The 18,196-nt window shown below is 66.5% G+C and carries 15 protein-coding genes and 3 tRNA genes; 10 read left to right on the top strand and 8 right to left on the bottom strand.

What is annotated here, in order from left to right:
* The first annotated feature begins 89 nt into the window (after positions 1-89).
* The 8 genes from clpP to VBO01S_RS15320 all read left to right on the top strand — a co-directional run bounded on the left by clpP (position 90) and on the right by VBO01S_RS15320 (position 7,008).
* On the top strand, positions 90-698 hold the full coding sequence (clpP, locus tag VBO01S_RS15355; protein ID WP_062475843.1) for an ATP-dependent Clp endopeptidase proteolytic subunit ClpP: 609 nt from the start codon (positions 90-92) through the stop codon (positions 696-698).
* A 110-nt stretch (positions 699-808) separates the two neighbouring features.
* Positions 809-2,077: an ATP-dependent Clp protease ATP-binding subunit ClpX gene (gene clpX, locus VBO01S_RS15350; protein ID WP_062475840.1), complete on the top strand. Its 1,269-nt coding sequence runs from the start codon at positions 809-811 to the stop codon at positions 2,075-2,077.
* A 15-nt stretch (positions 2,078-2,092) separates the two neighbouring features.
* Entirely contained in the window at positions 2,093-4,534 is a 2,442-nt protein-coding gene (gene lon, locus VBO01S_RS15345; protein WP_062475837.1) for an endopeptidase La, read from the top strand.
* A gap of 61 nt (positions 4,535-4,595) precedes the next feature.
* Positions 4,596-4,671: transfer RNA gene (locus VBO01S_RS15340), tRNA-Gly, on the top strand.
* Positions 4,672-4,734: 63 nt separating this feature from the next.
* A tRNA-Cys gene (locus VBO01S_RS15335) sits at positions 4,735-4,808 on the top strand.
* A gap of 98 nt (positions 4,809-4,906) precedes the next feature.
* A tRNA-Leu gene (locus VBO01S_RS15330) sits at positions 4,907-4,998 on the top strand.
* Positions 4,999-5,021: 23 nt separating this feature from the next.
* Positions 5,022-5,660: a DUF6806 family protein gene (locus VBO01S_RS15325; RefSeq protein ID WP_062475834.1), complete on the top strand. Its 639-nt coding sequence runs from the start codon at positions 5,022-5,024 to the stop codon at positions 5,658-5,660.
* Between the two features lie 31 nt (positions 5,661-5,691).
* On the top strand, positions 5,692-7,008 hold the full coding sequence (locus VBO01S_RS15320; RefSeq protein ID WP_062475832.1) for an MFS transporter: 1,317 nt from the start codon (positions 5,692-5,694) through the stop codon (positions 7,006-7,008).
* Between the two features lie 15 nt (positions 7,009-7,023).
* Here the strand turns inward: VBO01S_RS15320 and VBO01S_RS15315 are convergent, their stop codons facing one another.
* The 6 genes from VBO01S_RS15315 to proV all read right to left on the bottom strand — a co-directional run bounded on the left by VBO01S_RS15315 (position 7,024) and on the right by proV (position 13,784).
* Entirely contained in the window at positions 7,024-7,812 is a 789-nt protein-coding gene (locus VBO01S_RS15315) for a PA3715 family protein (RefSeq protein WP_062475829.1), read from the bottom strand.
* Between the two features lie 16 nt (positions 7,813-7,828).
* Complete coding sequence (murI, locus tag VBO01S_RS15310; RefSeq protein ID WP_062475827.1) at positions 7,829-8,641, bottom strand: glutamate racemase; 813 nt, start codon at positions 8,639-8,641, stop codon at positions 7,829-7,831.
* The gene (locus VBO01S_RS15305) at positions 8,638-10,191 is read right to left on the bottom strand and encodes a fumarate hydratase (protein WP_062475824.1); all 1,554 of its coding nucleotides are present in this window, start codon (positions 10,189-10,191) and stop codon (positions 8,638-8,640) included. The genes murI and VBO01S_RS15305 overlap by 4 nt, the downstream gene beginning before the upstream one ends.
* Positions 10,192-10,294: 103 nt before the next feature.
* On the bottom strand, positions 10,295-11,305 hold the full coding sequence (proX, locus tag VBO01S_RS15300; RefSeq protein ID WP_062475821.1) for a glycine betaine/L-proline ABC transporter substrate-binding protein ProX: 1,011 nt from the start codon (positions 11,303-11,305) through the stop codon (positions 10,295-10,297).
* Between the two features lie 22 nt (positions 11,306-11,327).
* Entirely contained in the window at positions 11,328-12,509 is a 1,182-nt protein-coding gene (gene proW, locus VBO01S_RS15295; protein WP_062475818.1) for a glycine betaine/L-proline ABC transporter permease ProW, read from the bottom strand.
* A gap of 21 nt (positions 12,510-12,530) precedes the next feature.
* Positions 12,531-13,784 (bottom strand): glycine betaine/L-proline ABC transporter ATP-binding protein ProV, encoded by a 1,254-nt coding sequence (proV, locus tag VBO01S_RS15290; RefSeq protein WP_062475815.1) that lies wholly within the window; start codon positions 13,782-13,784, stop codon positions 12,531-12,533.
* Between the two features lie 558 nt (positions 13,785-14,342).
* On the opposite strand from proV, the gene fumC reads away from it, so the two are divergent.
* Positions 14,343-15,740, top strand: a complete 1,398-nt coding sequence (gene fumC / locus VBO01S_RS15285; protein WP_062475812.1) for a class II fumarate hydratase — start codon at positions 14,343-14,345, stop codon at positions 15,738-15,740.
* 64 nt (positions 15,741-15,804) lie between these two features.
* Here fumC and VBO01S_RS15280 read toward each other — a convergent pair whose 3' ends face one another.
* Positions 15,805-16,422, bottom strand: a complete 618-nt coding sequence (locus VBO01S_RS15280) for an NAD(P)-dependent oxidoreductase (protein WP_062475809.1) — start codon at positions 16,420-16,422, stop codon at positions 15,805-15,807.
* 107 nt (positions 16,423-16,529) lie between these two features.
* Here VBO01S_RS15280 and VBO01S_RS15275 point away from each other — a divergent pair, with 107 nt between their 5' ends.
* Positions 16,530-17,441: a LysR family transcriptional regulator gene (locus VBO01S_RS15275; RefSeq protein ID WP_062475806.1), complete on the top strand. Its 912-nt coding sequence runs from the start codon at positions 16,530-16,532 to the stop codon at positions 17,439-17,441.
* On the opposite strand, the gene VBO01S_RS15270 is transcribed toward VBO01S_RS15275, so the two are convergent.
* On the bottom strand, positions 17,438-18,073 hold the full coding sequence (locus VBO01S_RS15270) for a YqhA family protein (RefSeq protein WP_062475803.1): 636 nt from the start codon (positions 18,071-18,073) through the stop codon (positions 17,438-17,440). The genes VBO01S_RS15275 and VBO01S_RS15270 overlap by 4 nt on opposite strands.
* Positions 18,074-18,196 lie beyond the last annotated feature (123 nt).

Here is an 18,196-nt window from a genome sequence, read left to right as displayed (position 1 = left end):
GGGGCTTGTGCTTTGCGGCACGAGCCCCATTTCACTCAGGCGTACAGTTCAATCAGAGCGAACGAATCCATTTTCCGGAGAGCAAATTCATGAGCGCACAGGAAATTCAAGGCCTCGGCATGATCCCGATGGTCGTCGAGCAGTCGGGCCGCGGCGAGCGGTCGTATGACATCTACTCGCGTCTCCTCAAGGAACGCATCATCTTCCTGGTGGGCGAGGTCAACGACCAGACCGCCAACCTCGTGGTGGCCCAGCTGCTGTTCCTCGAGAGCGAGAACCCGGACAAGGACATTTCGTTCTACATCAACTCCCCGGGCGGCAGCGTGAGCGCCGGCATGGCGATCTACGACACGATGCAGTTCATCAAGCCGTCGGTGTCGACCATGTGCCTGGGCTTTGCGGCCAGCATGGGCGCCTTCCTGCTGGCGGCCGGCGAGAAGGGCAAGCGTTTCTCGCTGCCCAACTCCAAGATCATGATCCACCAGGTGCTTGGCGGCGCACGCGGCCAGGCCACCGACATCGAGATCCATGCGCGCGACATCCTGCGCACCAAGGACCAGATGAACCGCATCTTGGCCGAACGCACTGGCCAGCCGCTGGAAAAGGTCAAGTCGGACACCGAGCGCGACTATTTCCTGACCGCTGACGAGGCCAAGGATTACGGCCTGGTCGACCAGGTCGTCTCCCAGCGCGGTTAATGCCGCCCGGCGCCTCGGGCGCCCAAAAGGCAAAAACGGCGTTTCCCACACGGGAAACGCCGTTTTTGTTTAGTTATCATTGTCCATACCCTGTCACGAGGCAAAAGTCCATGGCCGAAAAAAAAGGCACCTCCAGCGAAAAAACGCTTTATTGCTCGTTCTGCGGCAAGAGCCAGCATGAGGTCAAGAAGCTGATCGCGGGCCCTTCGGTCTTCATCTGCGACGAATGCATCGACCTGTGCAACGAGATCATCCGTGACGAGCTGCCGGCCGGTGAGGAAGCGCGCGACGCGCGCAGCGACCTGCCCACGCCGCTGGAGATCAAGACCAACCTCGACAACTACGTGATCGGCCAGGAGCCGGCCAAGCGCATGCTGTCGGTGGCGGTCTACAACCACTACAAGCGCCTGCGCCACAAGGAAAAGAACACCAAGGGCGACGAGGTCGAGCTCAGCAAGAGCAACATCCTCTTGATCGGCCCCACGGGTTCGGGCAAGACGCTGCTGGCGCAAACGCTCGCGCGAATGCTCGACGTGCCCTTCGTGATGGCCGACGCCACCACGCTGACCGAAGCCGGCTATGTGGGCGAGGACGTCGAGAACATCATCCAGAAGCTGCTGCAAAGCTGCAACTACGAAGTCGAGCGTGCCCAGCGCGGCATCGTCTACATCGACGAAATCGACAAGATCTCGCGCAAGTCCGACAACCCGTCGATCACGCGCGACGTGTCGGGCGAGGGCGTGCAGCAGGCGTTGCTGAAGCTCATCGAAGGCACCATGGCCAGCGTGCCGCCCCAGGGCGGGCGCAAGCACCCGAACCAGGACTTCCTGCAGATCGACACGACCAACATCCTGTTCATCTGCGGCGGCGCCTTTGCGGGCCTCGAGAAGGTCATCGAAAACCGTACCGAGGCCTCGGGTATCGGCTTCGGCGCCGCAGTGAAGAGCAAGGCCCAGCGCAGCATCACCGAGGTGTTCCGCGAAGTCGAGCCCGAAGACCTGATCAAGTTCGGCCTGATCCCCGAACTCGTGGGCCGCATGCCCGTGGTCGCCTCGCTGGCCGAACTGAGCGAAGACGCGCTGGTGCAGATCCTGACCGAGCCCAAGAATGCGGTGGTGAAGCAGTTCACCAAGCTGCTGCAGATGGAGGGCGTGGACCTCGAAATCCGTCCCGCGGCGCTCAAGGCGATCGCACGCAAGGCGCTGGCCCGCAAGACCGGTGCGCGCGGCCTGCGCTCGATCCTTGAACAGTCGCTGATCGACACCATGTTCGAATTGCCGAACGCGACCAATGTCGACAAGGTGGTGGTCGAGGAATCGACCATCGACGAAAACAAGCCCCCGCTGCTCGTGTACCGCGAAACGGCGAAAAAGGCCTAAAGGACAAGGACGCTCATGTCTGGTCATACCCCATTGCCCCCCGAAGCCCTCGACCTGCCGCTGCTGCCGCTGCGGGACGTCGTGGTGTTTCCCCACATGGTGATCCCGCTCTTCGTGGGTCGCCCGAAGAGCATCAAGGCGCTCGAGCTGGCGATGGAGGCCGAGCGCCGCATCATGCTGGTGGCCCAGAAGGCCGCTGCCAAGGACGAGCCCTCGGTCGAGGACATGTTCGAGGTCGGCTGCGTCTCGACCATCCTGCAGATGCTCAAGCTGCCCGACGGCACCGTGAAGGTGCTGGTCGAAGGCCAGCAGCGCGCCCGCGTCAACCGCATCGATGACGGCGAAACCCATTTCTCGGCCAACGTGACGCCCGTCGAGGCGCCCGAAGGCGGCGAGAAGGGCACCGAGGTCGAGGCGCTGCGCCGCGCGGTGATGCAGCAGTTCGACCAGTACGTCAAGCTGAACAAGAAGATCCCGCCCGAGATCCTCACCTCGATCTCGAGCATCGACGACGCCGGCCGTCTGGCCGACACCATCGCCGCCCACCTGCCGCTCAAGCTCGACAACAAGCAGGCCGTGCTCGACCTCGACGACGTCAAGGCGCGACTGGAAAACCTGTTCGGCCAGCTCGAACGCGAAGTCGACATCCTGAACGTCGACAAGAAAATCCGTGGCCGCGTGAAGCGCCAGATGGAGAAGAACCAGCGCGACTTCTACCTCAACGAGCAGGTCAAGGCCATCCAGAAGGAGCTCGGCGAAGGCGAAGAGGGCGCGGACATCGAGGAGATCGAGAAGAAGATCAAGCTCGCCAAGATGTCCAAGGAAGGCCTGAAGAAGGCCGAGGGCGAGCTCAAGAAGCTCAAGCTCATGTCGCCCATGTCGGCCGAAGCCACGGTGGTGCGCAACTACATCGACGTGCTCATCAGCCTGCCGTGGAGCAAGAAGACCAAGATCAAGCACGACCTGGCCAATGCCGAGGCCGTGCTCAACGCCGACCACTACGGCCTCGAGAAGGTCAAGGACCGCATCCTTGAATACCTCGCGGTGCAGCAACGCGTCGACAAGGTGAAGGCGCCCATCCTGTGCCTCGTGGGCCCGCCGGGTGTCGGCAAGACCTCGCTGGGGCAGTCGATCGCGAAGGCGACCGGCCGCAAGTACACCCGCATGGCGCTGGGCGGCATGCGTGACGAAGCCGAGATCCGCGGCCACCGCCGCACCTACATCGGCGCGCTGCCGGGCAAGGTGCTGCAGGGGCTGAGCAAGATCGGCACGCGCAATCCGCTGTTCCTGCTGGACGAAATCGACAAGCTGGGCACGGACTTCCGCGGCGACCCGTCGAGCGCGCTGCTCGAGGTGCTCGACCCCGAGCAGAACCACACCTTCGGCGACCACTACGTGGAAGTCGACTTCGATCTGAGCGACGTGATGTTCGTCGCGACGTCGAATTCGATGAACATCCCGCCGGCGCTGCTGGACCGCATGGAAGTCATTCGCCTCTCGGGCTACACCGAGGACGAGAAGACCAACATCGCGATCAAGTACCTGCTGCCCAAGCAGATGAAGAACAACGGCGTGAAGGACGACGAACTGGCCGTCACCGAAGCCGCCGTGCGCGACATCGTGCGCTACTACACGCGTGAAGCCGGCGTGCGTTCGCTCGAGCGCGAGCTGTCCAAGATCTGCCGCAAGGTGGTGAAGGGCCTGCTGCTCAAGCAACTGACGCCCAAGGTCACGGTCGACGGCGAGAACCTCAACGAGTTCCTCGGCGTGCGCAAGTACAGCTTCGGCCTGGCCGAGAAGCAGAACCAGGTCGGCCAGGTGGTCGGCCTTGCGTGGACTGAAGTCGGCGGCGACCTGCTGACGATCGAGGCCGTTACCATGCCCGGCAAGGGCGTGATCAGCCGCACGGGTTCGCTCGGCGACGTGATGAAGGAATCGGTCGAGGCCGCACGCACCGTGGTGCGCAGCCGCTCGCGCCGCCTGGGCATCAAGGACGAGGTGTTCGAGAAGCGTGACATCCACATCCACGTGCCCGACGGCGCCACGCCCAAGGACGGCCCGAGCGCGGGCGCGGCGATGACGACGGCCTTCGTGTCGGCGCTCACGGGCATCCCGGTGCGTGCCGACGTCGCGATGACCGGCGAGATCACGCTGCGCGGCGAAGTCACCGCCATCGGTGGCCTGAAGGAAAAGCTGCTGGCCGCCTTGCGCGGCGGCATCAAGACCGTGCTGATCCCCGAAGAGAACGCCAAGGACCTGCAGGACATTCCCGAGAATGTGAAGAACGGCCTCGAGATCGTGCCGGTGAAGTGGATCGACAAGGTGCTCGAGATCGCGCTCGAGAAGATGCCCGAGCCGCTGTCCGACGAAGAGGTGGCCGCTTCGGCTGCTGCGGTGGCCGAACTGGCCAAGCAGCGTGCTGCGGCGCCGGCCGTCGAAGGCTCGGTCAAACATTAATCGATTGATTGCAGAACTTGTGAAGCCTCAAAAAACTGGTATATAATTTGAGGCTCGAAACGCGGGAATAGCTCAGTTGGTAGAGCGCAACCTTGCCAAGGTTGAGGTCGAGAGTTCGAGACTCTTTTCCCGCTCCAGTTTTGAAAAAGGGAAGCAAGCAGCTTCCCTTTTTTTCGCAGTTCGATTTCGTTATTCAGCGTGGCGCGATAGCAAAGCGGTTATGCAACGGATTGCAAATCCGTCTAGCCCGGTTCGACTCCGGGTCGCGCCTCCACCCTCTCGTCAAGACCGATCGGCTCCGATACACAAGCCCCGCCAACCGACGTTGCCGGGGCTTGTTTCATTTGGGTTATCGTCGATGTTCAACCCGAGGCCCGGATGGTGAAATTGGTAGACACATCGGACTTAAAATCCGCCGCTTCCTTAATCGGGGCATACGGGTTCGACCCCCGTTCCGGGTACCACCATATTTACAAGGGAGTATTTGATGCCTCGCTACAACGCTCCATTTGAGATCCATGTGCATGGCGATGTGCCGCTGCGCTCGGACGTGAGCTTCGAGCAGATCCAGGAGGCGCTGCGGCCGCTCTGGAAATACGCAGGCGCCAAATCGCTGGCCGACGGTGCCACCAGCACCTACGAAGAAGAACCCGGCATCCGCTTCGAGCAGAAGGACCACACGCTGCAGATCTGCTGGACCGTGCCGGGCGACGAAGACTTCCGCCAGGCGCTCGACGAGATGTGCATGGGCCTGAACGAACTTTCCGAACGCGGTGCCGCGATCGAAGTCACCTTCTACGACACCGATTTCGACGAAGAAGAGGGTGATCCCGACGAAGAATCGCGCGACGACTTCCTGATGCTGTTCGTGGGCCCCAACCCGGCCGCGATCATGCAGGTGCAGCGCGACCTGCTGGTCGAAGACGTGGTCAACCTCATGGAACGCCACTTCGACGGTGCCGAACTCGGCGGTGTGGTTGCCGAAATCGATCGCCTCTTCAGCGACCGTTTCGACGCGCTCGTGAACTCGCTCGAAATCGGCAAGCGTCCGCGCGGTGCCGGTGGGGCCGGCGGCGGCAGCGGTGGTAGTCACGGCGGTGGCCGTCGTCCGCGCCACCTGCACTGACCTTTCCCTTACCGCCCGGTCCCAAGGCCGCATGGCCCTGTTCCCAGCCTCCGCGTTGCGCCCCGGCGTGCGCAAGCGCGAGGTGTTCGGCTGGGCGATGTACGACTTCGCCAACTCAGGCTACACCACGGTCGTGATCACGGCGGTGTTCGCCGCCTACTTCGTCGGCGGCATCGCCAAGGGCGCGCCATGGGCCACCTTCGCGTGGACCGCGGCCCTCAGCACCTCGTACGCCATCGTGATGCTCACGATGCCCGCCATCGGCGCCTGGGCCGACCTGCGCGCCGCCAAGAAGCGCGTGCTGGTCATGACGACCACGGGCTGCGTGCTCGCCACGACGGCTCTGGCGCTCACGCCGGGCTTCGCGGGCGGCCCGATGGGCGTTGCGCTCGCGATGGCGCTGGTGATCGTCTCCAACGCGTTCTATTCCTACGGCGAGTCGCTGACGGGCGCCTTTCTGCCCGAGCTGGCGACGGCCGAAGGCATGGGCAAAGTGAGCGGCTGGGGCTGGGCCTTCGGCTATGTCGGCGGCATGCTGGCGCTGGGGTTGTGCCTGGCGTACGTGCTGTGGTCGCAGGCGCGGGGGCTGCCGGCGGCGCACTTCGTGCCGGTCACGATGCTGATCACGGCGGCGATCTACGGCGTGGCCGCCTGCGTCACCTTTGCGCTGCTGCCCGAACGCGCCGTGCCCCAGGCCCGCCGCGGCCAGGACAGCGCCTGGCAGCAATTGCGCACCACCTTCCAGCAGGCGCGCGCCTACCGCGACTTCATGTGGCTGCTGGTCTGCACCGTCTGCTACCAGGGCGGCGTGGCGGTCGCGATCACGCTGGCCGCGATCTACGCCGAGCAGGTGATCGGCTTCGTCGCGAGCGAGACGATGGTGCTGATCTTCGTGCTCAACGTCGCGGCCGCGCTCGGCGCCTTCGCCTTCGGCTACGTGCAGGACCGCATCGGCCACAAGGTGTCGCTGGCCGCGACGCTGCTCGCGTGGATCGCGGTGTGCGTGATTGCCGCGTGGGTCACGACCAAGGGCGGCTTCTGGTGGGCCGCCGCCATCGCGGGGCTGGCGATGGGCTCGAGCCAGTCGGCCGGGCGCGCGATGACGGGCTACCTCGCGCCGCCGCAACAGCTGGCCGAGTTCTTCGGCCTCTGGACCTTCGCCACGCGCCTGGCCAGCATCATCGGCCCGCTGAGCTTCGGTGCCATCACCTGGGCCACCGGCGGCAACCAGCGCATCGCGATCCTTTCGACGGCGGTGCTGTTCATCGGCGGGCTGTTGCTGCTGCTGCCGATCGACATGCGACGCGGCCGCAAGGCGGCGCTGCACGACAAGGCTGCTGTGCGATAGCGGCGCCCCGGCGCCTCAGGGCGCCTGCTGCAGCGACTTGGGCACCTTGAAGCGCTCGCCGTCATAGCGCAGCGTCACGGTGCTGAACTTCGCGGGCAGCGCTTTCTCGACGCAGCCCTGGTCTTCCTGTTCCTGCGCGCGGCTTTGCACCAGCGTGCGCGACAGTTGCAGGTCGGCCAAGCCGTTGCTCGTGGTGCGCGCGACCGACAGCATGGTGCGCAGCTTCTCGAAATGACCGGTGCAGGTGGCGTCCCAGCCGCCGTTGTCGTGGTCGAGCTCGATCTCCTGCAGCACTTGCTGTAGCTTGTTGCCGCGCTGCACGTACAGGCGCACGGTCTCGCTGGCCTGCGGGCCCGAGGTCGGGCTGTTGCCGCGGTAGCGCACGCGCAGGCCGAAGGCGCGCGTGTCGGGCGACAGCACATAGCGCGAGGTGTCGACGCGGATTTCCTGGATCGAGGTGGTGGCGTCTTCGTCGAGCGCCTCGGGCAGGAAGATCCGCCCGATCACCGTGTCGCGGTCGGTGTTGCCGTTGTCGGGCCGCTGGATCAGCAGCAGCGCGAGGTCGAAGACCTTGGCGCCCTTGTCCGTGGTTTCGCGCGGCATGGGCAGCACCACGATGCTGCGGCCGGGAAACGCCGGCCAGACCTTGCAGGCGGCCAGCCGTTCGTCGAGCGGCTGCTTCGGATAGAGCTTGGCGTGCATGCGCTCGGCCAACCCGCTTTCGCAGGCGGCGTGGCCCAAACCGGCGGCCGAGGCCAGGCCCAGCAGGACCAGTGCATGACGCAGGAAGAAGAGGGGGCGCATGGCCGGTGAAGTGATGTCAGGCGGCGCTTGCCGCAGGCAGTGAAGCGTTTTGCGCGCGCGCGGGCAGCCAGCGCGTGGCGGCTGCTTCGAGCACCACCGGGTTGCCGCTGCTCTCGAGCACCAACCCGCCTTCGCTGCCGTCGTCAGCCAGTCGGCCGAGCGACGCCAGCACGCGGCGGGTCTGCTGCGCGACTGGCGCGCCGGTGTCGATGAAACGCAGCGTCGGCGGTGCGTGGCGCTGCAGTTCGTCTTTCACGAGCGGGTAGTGCGTGCAGCCGAGCACCACGGTGTCGACCTGGCCCGCGCCGTCGCCGAAGGGGCCGGCCTGCGCCATGTAGCGCGCGCACAGCGCGGCGATGCAGGGGTTGTCGAAGCCTTCGATGGCCTTCACGAGACCGTCGCACGGCACGGGCCGCACGGTGGCCGAGCCGCCGAAGGATTCGCGCAGGGCTGCATACCGGGCGCTGGCCAGCGTGCCGCGCGTGGCCAGCACCGCGATGTGGCCGGTGCGGCTCGTCGCCACGGCGGGCTTGAGCGCCGGCTCCAGGCCCACGATGGGCAGCGCGGGGAATTCGGCGCGCAGCACGTGGATCGCCGCCGTGGTGGCCGTGTTGCAGGCCACCACCAGCGCCTTGATGTCGTGTGCGCGCAGCAGGTGTTCGACCACCTGGCGCGAGTGCGCGATGACGTAGGCGTCGCCGCGCTCGCCATACGGCGCATTCGCGGTGTCGGCGAAGTAGACGAAGCGTTCCGTCGGCAGCTCGGCCTGCAGCGCGGCGAGCGTGCTCAGCCCCCCTACGCCGCTGTCGAACACGCCGACCGGGTTCAAGCGACTTCCAGCGGAATGGTCTTGAACTCGCCGCTGGCGATGCGCTTCTGCCACTCGGCCGGGCCGGTGATGTGCGCGCTGGTGCCGCCGGCATCGACCGCCACCGTCACGGGCATGTCGACCACGTCGAATTCGTAGATGGCTTCCATGCCCAGGTCTTCGAAGCCCACCACCTTGGCGGTCTTGATGGCCTTGCTCACGAGGTAGGCGGCGCCGCCCACGGCCATGAGGTAGGCGCTCTTGTGCTTCTTGATCGCCTCGATGGCGACCGGGCCGCGCTCGGCCTTGCCGATCATGGCGATCAGGCCGGTTTCGGCCAGCATCATCTCGGTGAAGCCGTCCATGCGCGTGGCGGTGGTCGGGCCGGCGGGGCCCACGGCTTCGTTGCCGACCGGATCGACCGGGCCGACGTAGTAGATGACGCGGTTCTTGAAGTCGACCGGCAGCTTCTCGCCCTTGGCCAGCATGCCCTGGATGCGCTTGTGCGCGGCGTCGCGGCCGGTGAGCATCTTGCCGTTCAGCAGCAGCGTGTCGCCGGGCTTCCAGCTCGCCACTTCGGCGGGCGTGAGCTGGTCGAGGTTGACGCGCTTGCTCTTCTTTTCGTCGGGTGCCCAGTTCACATCGGGCCACAGGTCGAGCGACGGCGGATCGAGGTAGACCGGGCCACTGCCGTCCATCACGAAGTGCGCGTGGCGCGTGGCCGCGCAGTTGGGGATCATCGCCACGGGCTTGCTGGCCGCGTGCGTGGGGTACATCTGGATCTTGACGTCGAGCACGGTGGCCAGGCCGCCCAGGCCCTGCGCGCCGATGCCCAGGGCATTGACCTTCTCGAACAGTTCGAGGCGCAGCGCCTCGACCTTGCTGAGCTCGGCGCCCGAGGCGGCCTTGGCCTGCAGCTCGTGCATGTCCAGGTCGTCCATCAGGCTTTCCTTGGCCATCAGCGCGGCCTTCTCGGCCGTGCCGCCGATGCCGATGCCCAGCATGCCGGGCGGGCACCAGCCGGCGCCCATGGTCGGCACGGTCTTGAGCACCCAGTCGACCACGCTGTCGCCGGGGTTCAGCATGACCAGCTTGCTCTTGTTCTCGCTGCCGCCGCCCTTGGCCGCGACCGTCACTTCGACGGTGTTGCCGGGCACGATCTCGGTGAAGATCACCGCGGGCGTGTTGTCCTTGGTGTTCTTGCGATCGAACTGCGGGTCGCCCACGACCGAGGCGCGCAGCGTGTTGTCGGGGTGGTTGTAGCCGCGGCGCACGCCTTCGTTGATGGCGTCGTCCAGCGAACCGGTGAAGCCGCCCCAGCGCACGTCCATGCCCACCTTGAGGAACACGTTGACGATGCCGGTGTCCTGGCAGATCGGGCGGTGGCCCGTGGCGCTCATCTTGCTGTTGGTCAGGATCTGCGCGATGGCGTCCTTGGCGGCGGGACTCTGCTCGCGCTCGTAGGCCTTGGCCAAGTGGGCAATGTAGTCCGCGGGGTGGTAGTAGCTGATGTACTGGAGCGCGGCGCTGATCGATTCGATCAGGTCGGCCTGCTGGATCGTGGTCGTCATGGTGGGGAGTCTTCTTGGAGGGGGAACGCCCTCGATTATCTCAGCCACCAATACCGCAGGCCGGCGCCGGGCGAAAGGGCGCCGGCGCAGGTGTGAGGCCGTGTTACCGGGCCGCGGCGCGCGCCTGCGCAATCCAGCCGTCGAACGTCGCCTGGTGCACGCGAATCCACCCGTCGGTGTGGCGCGTCACGTCCTGCATGCTGTTCGCGCCTTCGCTCATGCGCAGGTTCTGCGCGTTGATGTCGCTGATCGGCAGCTTCATCACCTCGAACAGGCGGCCGGCGGCGGGGTTCTTCTCGATGAAGGCCCGGTTGGCGACGATGCGCTGTTCGTTGGCCAGGAAGCCGTAGTTGCGGCCATTGGGCAGGCGGGTGTCGACCTGTGCGCCGGCCTGCGCGGGCGAGAAGGGCACCTGCAGCCAGACCACGTCCGCGCCCGGGCGCAGCACGGCGCTGACCCAGTAGGGCGTCCAGGTGTAGTAGAGGATCGGCTTGTCCTGCTTGAAGCGCGCGATGGTGTCGGCCATGAGCGCCGCGTAGCTGCCCTGTTTGTGGGTCACACTGTCGCGCAGCTGGTAGGCGTTCAGGTGGTTCTCGATGGCCAGCTCGCAGCCCCAGCCGGGGTTGCAGCCGGTGAGGTCGGCCTTGCCGTCGCCGTCGGCATCGAACAGCTTCGCGATGGCCGGGTCCTTCAACTGCGCGAGGTTCGTGATGTTGTATTGCTCGGCGGTCTTGCGGTCGATCAGGTAGCCCTGCACCGCACCGTCGGAGTACGTGCCCTGGCGCCACAGCTTGGCGTCGCCGCCGCTGTTCTTGTAGAAGTCGGCGTGCAGCAGGCTCCAGTGGTTGGCCATGAAGGTGGCGTCGCCGTTGGCAATGGCCAGGTGCTCGGTGGCGGGCTCCAGGTCTTTCATCGGCTCGACCTTGTAGCCGAGCTTCTCGAGCGCGCGCATCACCAGCAGCGTCTGGAAGGCTTCCTCGGCAAGCGAGCTTTTCAGCGGCTGAACGGTGATGCCCTGGCCGGGCAGGTCGTTGGCGGCCTGTGCGGTCGCACCGAAGGCGATAAGGCCCAGCGCCAGGAGGCCGCGGGCAAGGAAGAGGCGGGTGGTCTTCATGCGTGGTTGTCCTCCGTGACGGTCAGTGCGCTTGCGCGGAAAGGGCGGGCACGGCGTCGTCGGCGTGCGAGCCGCGCGAGGGCGTGCCCACGAGGCGCTGCAGCAGGCGCAGCGCGAAGCCGGCCGGGCCGGTGTGCCACCAGCGGTGGCCGGCGCTGCGGCGCGACTTGCCCATGGCCTGGGTCAGGCGGTCCAGCGTGATCGCCAGCAGCACGATGCCCAGGCCGCCGACGGTGGCCAGGCCCATGTCGAGCCGGCCGATGCCGCGCAGCACCATCTGGCCCAGGCCGCCCACGGCGATCATCGAGGCGATCACCACCATCGACAGCGACAGCATCAGCGCCTGGTTGATGCCCGCCATGATCGACGGCATGGCCAGCGGCAGCTTCACCTTCACGAGCATCTGCCAGGGCGAGGCGCCGTAGGCGCGCGCGGCCTCGATGAGGTCGGGGCGCACCTGGCGCAGGCCGAGGTTGGTCAGGCGCACCAGCGGGGCGAGCGCGAAGACGATGGTCACGATCACGCCCGGCACGTTGCCGATGCCGAACAGCATCACCACCGGCACGAGGTACACGAAGGCCGGCGTGGTCTGCATGGCGTCGAGCACCGGGCGCATCACGCGCTGGGCCCGGTCGCTGCTGGCCAGCAGCACGCCCAGCGGCAGGCCGATGACCATGCAGAACACCAGCGAGGTCAGCACCAGCGACAGCGTGACCATGGCTTCGGGCCAGATGCCCAGCACGGTCACCAGCATCAGCGACACGACGGTGCCGATGGCCAGCGCGCGGCCGGCGAACTGCCAGGCGAGCAGGCCGATGAGCGCGATCATCGGCAGCGCGGGCAGGGCCGTGAGCAGGCCCTGCACCGAGTTGAGCGTGCTGTCGATCGGTAGGCGCACGGTCTGGAAGAAGGGGCGGAAGTGTTCCACCACCCAGCCCAGGCCCTGGTTGATCCAGGCCTCGACGGGCAGCGAGCCGTCCCACAGGCGGTGCAGCGCGAAGCCGTTGGTGGCGGTGTCGGCTTGGCCCGCGACGGCGTGCGCGGCGTTCGCCGGCGCGTCGAGCCAGGCGCTGGCGGTCGAGGTGTCAGGCGCGGCCGAGATGGCTTCCCACGGATCGAGGGCGGGGGGCGCGGCGGGCGTGTCCAGGACGGGGGCGTCCAGCAGGGGGGCGTTCAGGTCGGAAGGCAATGTGGTGTCGTTCATCGTTCAAGGTCCTTCGTGAATTCAATGCGGCTCGGCAGCGAGTGCGGGCGCGGCGTGCGGCGAGACGGGTTCGATCGGCGGCGTGTCGCGGTCGAGAAAGCGCAGCAGCGTCGTCTTGCTGATCGCACCGCAGAAGCGGCCGTCGCCGGCCACGACCGGCAGTGCGCACGGCGCCTGCGCGAGCTGGCCGATCAGGCCGGCCACGGGGGCTTCGGCGTCGATGCGCGGCAGGTCCTCGAGGAAGGCGTGCTGCAGCCCGAGCGGACCCGAATGCCCGTCGAGCGCACCGCGCAGCGTGTCGGCCGACACCACGCCCAGGAAGCGCTTGGTCGGGCTGGTCACGTAGGCGAAGTCGCGGTCCTGGTCTTCCAGCAGCTTGAGCGCCGCGCGCGCGCCGCGCTCGGGATGCTCGCACACCACGGTGAGCGACTTGCGCGCGATGTCCGCCGCCTTGAACACCGCCGCCGCGTCCACGCCGCGCACGAAGCTGCGCACGTAGTCGTCGGCCGGGGTGCGCAGGATCTCATCGGGCGTGCCGACCTGGATCACGTGGCCGTCCTTCATGATCGCGATGCGGTCGCCGATGCGCATGGCTTCGTCCAGGTCGTGCGAGATGAAGACGATGGTGCGGCGTTGCACCTGCTGCAGCCGCAGCAGCTCCGACTGCATCTCGGTGCGGATGATCGGGTCGAGCGCCGAGAAGGCCTCGTCCATCAGCAGGATCGACGGGTCGGACGCCAGCGCGCGCGCCAGGCCCACGCGCTGCTGCATGCCGCCCGAGAGCTCGTCGGGGTAGCTGTCGCCCCAGCCCGAAAGGCCCACCTGCGCCAGCGCGAGGTCGGCCTGCGCGAGGCGGTCTTTCTTGCGCGTGCCCGACAGCTCCAGGCCGAAGGCGGTGTTCTCGCGCACCGTCATGTGCGGCATCAACGCGAACGACTGGAACACCATGCTGATGTCCTTGCGGCGCAGCGCGCGCAGCTTGCTGTCGGAGTGCTCGTTGATGTCGGCGCCGTCGATCACGATGCGCCCGGCGGTCGGCTCGATGAGCCGGTTCAGCAGGCGCACCAGCGTCGACTTGCCCGAGCCCGATAGGCCCATGATCACGAAGATCTCGCCGGCCTGGATCTCGAAGGTGGCATCGAACACGCCGATCGACTGGCCGGTCTTCGCCAGGATTTCCTTCTTGGAAAAACCTTGGCGGACCAGCTCGAGGGCTTGTTCGGGCGAGTCGCCGAACACCTTGAAGACATGGTCGATGAGAATTCCTTTGGCCATATGCCGGGGCTCCTTGAGTGAAGGGTGGACACAGCACCGCCCCGAAGGGCGGCAACGGCCACGCCATCAGCCCGATGAGGGAGCTGCCCGACAGCGCGCATGAAGATTGCGCATGCGCATGCAATGGCCCGGCGAGCCCCGAGGGCTGCCGACAGGCACTGAAGACGACTTGGCGACGAAGCCAGTGCCCGCCGGATGCTTCATTCGCAGACAACGGGCCTGGTCGAGGGGCGCCGCCTGGATGAGCGTGACGTGGCAATGGGGCCGGAAAAAAGATCCGGCCGGTTTGCCGGGCTGGGCCCGGCGTGAAGGGCCTTGCACCGCGACGGGATTCGCAGATCCGCGAGTAGTGCAAGGGTGACCAACATGACTTGTTGGTCGTCGGAAGCCGCTAATTATAACTTTTTGGCATGACGCGAGTCAACCCACGGGCGTATCGTGTCTGTGGGACCCGGGCGAAAGGCCTCGTCAGATGCGAGCCATTCTTATTGAGACCATACTCGGCACCGCGCCCGGTGAGCGGGTGCACCCATCCAAGACTGTGGAGCCATTTTTCTCATGACGACTTCTCCCAAGACCCGTGCCGAGCGCGACACCTTCGGCCCGATCGACGTGTCGGCCGACAAGCTGTGGGGCGCGCAGACGCAGCGCTCGTTGCAGAACTTCGACATCTCCGGCGAGCAGCAGCCGCGCGAGATCATCAAGGCGTTGGCCCAGGTCAAGCGCGCGTCGGCCGTGGTCAACCATGCGCTGGGCCTGCAGGACGAGAAGAAGACCCACGCCATCGTGGCCGCGGCCGACGAGGTCATTGCCGGCAAGCACCCGGGCGAGTTCCCGCTCGTGGTCTGGCAGACCGGCTCGGGCACGCAGAGCAACATGAACGTCAACGAGGTGCTGGCCAACCGCGCCAGCGAGCTGCTCGGCGGCGAGCGCGGGGAAGGGCGCCTGGTGCACCCGAACGACGACGTGAACCGCAGCCAGTCGAGCAACGACGTGTTCCCCACCGCCATGCACGTGGCAGCCGTGGAAGCCATCACGCACAAGCTGCTGCCCGCCATCGCCAAGCTGCGCGGCACGCTGGCGAAGAAGGCCGAGGACTTCGCCGACATCGTGAAGATCGGCCGCACCCACCTGCAGGACGCCACGCCGCTCACGCTGGGCCAGGAGTTCTCGGGCTACGTGGCGCAGCTGGCGCACGGCGAGGCGCATGTGCGCGCCGCGCTGCCGCACCTGTGCGAACTGGCGCTGGGCGGCACGGCCGTCGGCACCGGGCTCAATGCACCCAAGGGCTATGCGGAGCAGGTCGCGGCCGAACTCGCGAAGCTCACGAACCTGCCGTTCGTGACCGCGCCGAACAAGTTCGAAGCGATGGCCAGCGTCGATGCGCTGGTGCATGCCCACGGCGCGCTCAAGACGCTCGCCGCCAGCATGAACAAGATCGCCAACGACGTGCGCTGGCTCGCGAGCGGCCCGCGCAGCGGCATCGGCGAACTGAGCATTCCCGAGAACGAACCGGGCTCGTCGATCATGCCGGGCAAGGTCAACCCGACCCAGAGCGAGGCCGTCACGATGCTGGCCGCGCAGGTGTTCGGCAACGACGTGGCCATCAACATCGGCGGCGCCTCGGGCAACTTCGAGCTGAACGTGTTCCGCCCGATGGTGGCGCACAACTTCCTGCAGAGCGTGCGCCTGCTGGCCGACGGCATGGTGAGCTTCAACGACCACTGCGCCGTGGGCATCGAGCCGAACCGCGAACGCATCACGGAGCTGGTGCAGCGCTCGCTGATGCTGGTGACGGCGCTGAACACGCACATCGGCTACGACAAGTCGGCCTACATCGCCAAGAAGGCGCACAAGGAAGGCACGAGCCTGCGCGAGGCGGCGATTGCGTCGGGGCACCTGACGGCCGAGCAGTTCGATGCGTGGGTGGTGCCGGAGAACATGACCGGTCGCTGATCCGCTCCGCAGCCCCCATGAAAAAAGGACCCGCGAGGGTCCTTTTTCGTTGCCGGCCGGTCGATCAGTAGCCGATCGTGTAGCGCTGGCGCGAGTGCGCAGGCTTCTCGAGCTCGTCGATGAATGCGATCGCGTAGTCCTCGAAGCTGATCCAGCTGCGGCCTTCGGCGCTCACCAGCAGGTCGTCCTTGCCGAGGCGGAACTTGCCGGTGCGCTCGCCTTCGACGAATTCGGCGGAGGGCGACAGGAAGGTCCAGTCGAGGTCCTTCTCGCTGCGCAGCGCATCGAGGAACACGCCGCCGGCCGTGGCTTCGGCGCGGTAGGCATCGGGGAAGTTCGGCGTGTCGATCACCTTCAGGCCGGGCGCCGCGAACAGGCTGCCGGCACCGCCGACCACCAGCAGGCGCTTCACGCCCGCGCGCTTCACGGGCTCGATGACGGCCGCGGGCGGCACGGTGGCGAAGTGCGCGGCGCTGAACACGGCGTCATGGCCGGCCACGGCCTTTTCGAGGGCGGCGGCGTCGAGCGCGTCGACATCGACGGTCTTGACGTTGGCACGGCCCGCCAGCTTTGCGCTGGCATGGCGGGCGATGGCCGTCACGGTGTGGCCGCGGCGCAGCGCTTCTTCGAGAAGGCGACCGCCGGCACGTCCGGTGGCGCCGAGGATGGCGATGTGGCTCATGAGGGACTCCAGTCAAAAGTTGGGAAGGGGATGAACCGCATCTTAGGTTTCTGGTTTTGAAAGAAATACCTCGAATTCCGCGCTTCTTTATTCCTAAAATCGTTCGAATGGACCGATTGAACGCAATGCGGGTGTTCGTGACCGTGGTGGACGCGGGCAGCCTTTCGGCCGCGGCCGACAAGCTCGACCTGTCGCGCCCGGTGGTCACGCGCTACGTGGCCGAACTGGAGCAATGGACCGGCGCACGCCTGCTGCACCGCACGACGCGGCGCCTGAGCCTCACGGCGGCGGGCGAGGAACTGCTGCCGCGCTGCCGCCAGGTGCTCGAACTCGCGGGCGACATGCAGGCGGCGGTGCGCCATCCGGCCGAGGCGCCGAGCGGGCAGCTGCGCATCACGGCCAGCACCTCGTTCGCGCAGGCGCAGCTGGCCGGCGCGGTGGCCGACTACGTGCGGCGTTACCCGGCCGTGGCGGTCGACCTGGTGCTGCTCGACCGCGCGGTGAACCTGGTGGACGAGCGCATCGACCTCGCCATTCGCGTGTCGTCCGAGATCGATCCGAACCTCATCGCGCGCCGGCTCTCGGTGTGCCGCTCGGTGGTCTGCGCGACGCCCGATTACCTGAAGGCACATGGCCAGCCGCAGCGCGTGGAAGAGCTGGCGCAGCGCAACTGCCTCACGCACTCGTATTTCGGCCGCAGCCTGTGGAATTTCACGCGCAAGGCCGACGGCCTGCCGGTCTCGGTGGCCGTGGCCGGCAACCTCTCGACCAATGACGCAGCCAGCCTCATGGCGCTGGCGCGGGCCGGGGCGGGCATCGCGATGCTGCCCACCTATCTGACGTCGGGGTTGCTGCAATCGGGCGAGCTGGTGTCGCTCTTTCCCGATCACGAGCCGCAGGTGCTGGGGGTGTATGCGGTGTACGCCTCGCGCAAGCACATGCCGTCTGCGCTGCGCACCTTGCTCGATTTCCTGGCCGAGCGCTTCACCGAAGTGCCGGCCTGGGACACGCCTTCCTAGTGGTGGGCGTTGGCGGCGGCTGCCTCGTTCATGAGCTTGTCGGTGTAGGCGATGGCCATGGCCGAGAACAGGAACGCGATGTGGATCACGGTCTGCGCGATCAGCACCTTGTCGGTGTAGTTGTCCGCGTTGATGAAGGTCTTGAGCAGGTGGATCGAGCTGATGCCGATGATGGCGGTGGCCAGCTTCACCTTGAGCACCGAGGCGTTCACGTGGCTCAGCCACTCGGGCTGGTCCTGGTGGCCTTCGAGGTCCATGCGGCTCACGAAGGTCTCGTAGCCGCCCACGATCACCATGATCAGCAGGTTGGAGATCATCACCACGTCGATCAGCGCCAGCACCACCAGCATGATCACCGTCTCGTTGAGCGCGCCGACCGGGGCGGTGGTCTTGTAGCCGATGCTCGCGATCAGGGCCTGCAGCGCGTCCTTGTTGCCGAAGGCGGCTTCGACCAGGTGCAGCAGTTCGACCAGGAAGTGCACCACGTACACGCCCTGCGCCACGATCAGCCCCAGGTACAGCGGCAGCTGCAGCCAGCGGCTCGCGAAGATGAGCCGGGGCAGTGGCTTCAGCGGGGAACTGCGTGCTGGTACGGGCGCGTTCCGGGCGTCGAAAGGATCGGGGGCGGACATGAAGTAAGAAGACAGGTGTAAAAAGTCGGGCGATTCTAGAGGTCTCCCAGTGACGCACTCGTGATAACCCTGCGAACTAACATCGACCCCGTCAGTGGCCCGTAAGTGCGTGCCCCGACATTA

The sequence above is a fragment of the Variovorax boronicumulans NBRC 103145 genome, assembly GCF_001591345.1.
GTDB lineage: Bacteria > Pseudomonadota > Gammaproteobacteria > Burkholderiales > Burkholderiaceae_C > Variovorax > Variovorax boronicumulans.
The sequence above is the reverse complement of the archived record's forward strand: the minus strand, read 5'-3'. Positions and strand labels throughout refer to the sequence as shown.

Excerpts from the sequence above, each read along its gene's own strand:
- clpP (WP_062475843.1), top strand. The coding sequence starts at position 90 with ATGAGCGCACAGGAAATTCAAGGCCTCGGCATGATCCCGATGGTCGTC.
- clpX (WP_062475840.1), top strand. The coding sequence starts at position 809 with ATGGCCGAAAAAAAAGGCACCTCCAGCGAAAAAACGCTTTATTGCTCG.
- lon (WP_062475837.1), top strand. The coding sequence starts at position 2,093 with ATGTCTGGTCATACCCCATTGCCCCCCGAAGCCCTCGACCTGCCGCTG.
- VBO01S_RS15325 (WP_062475834.1), top strand. The coding sequence starts at position 5,022 with ATGCCTCGCTACAACGCTCCATTTGAGATCCATGTGCATGGCGATGTG.
- VBO01S_RS15320 (WP_062475832.1), top strand. The coding sequence starts at position 5,692 with ATGGCCCTGTTCCCAGCCTCCGCGTTGCGCCCCGGCGTGCGCAAGCGC.
- VBO01S_RS15315 (WP_062475829.1), bottom strand. The coding sequence starts at position 7,812 with ATGCGCCCCCTCTTCTTCCTGCGTCATGCACTGGTCCTGCTGGGCCTG.
- VBO01S_RS15305 (WP_062475824.1), bottom strand. The coding sequence starts at position 10,191 with ATGACGACCACGATCCAGCAGGCCGACCTGATCGAATCGATCAGCGCC.
- proX (WP_062475821.1), bottom strand. The coding sequence starts at position 11,305 with ATGAAGACCACCCGCCTCTTCCTTGCCCGCGGCCTCCTGGCGCTGGGC.
- proW (WP_062475818.1), bottom strand. The coding sequence starts at position 12,509 with ATGAACGACACCACATTGCCTTCCGACCTGAACGCCCCCCTGCTGGAC.
- proV (WP_062475815.1), bottom strand. The coding sequence starts at position 13,784 with ATGGCCAAAGGAATTCTCATCGACCATGTCTTCAAGGTGTTCGGCGAC.
- fumC (WP_062475812.1), top strand. The coding sequence starts at position 14,343 with ATGACGACTTCTCCCAAGACCCGTGCCGAGCGCGACACCTTCGGCCCG.
- VBO01S_RS15280 (WP_062475809.1), bottom strand. The coding sequence starts at position 16,422 with ATGAGCCACATCGCCATCCTCGGCGCCACCGGACGTGCCGGCGGTCGC.
- VBO01S_RS15275 (WP_062475806.1), top strand. The coding sequence starts at position 16,530 with ATGGACCGATTGAACGCAATGCGGGTGTTCGTGACCGTGGTGGACGCG.
- VBO01S_RS15270 (WP_062475803.1), bottom strand. The coding sequence starts at position 18,073 with ATGTCCGCCCCCGATCCTTTCGACGCCCGGAACGCGCCCGTACCAGCA.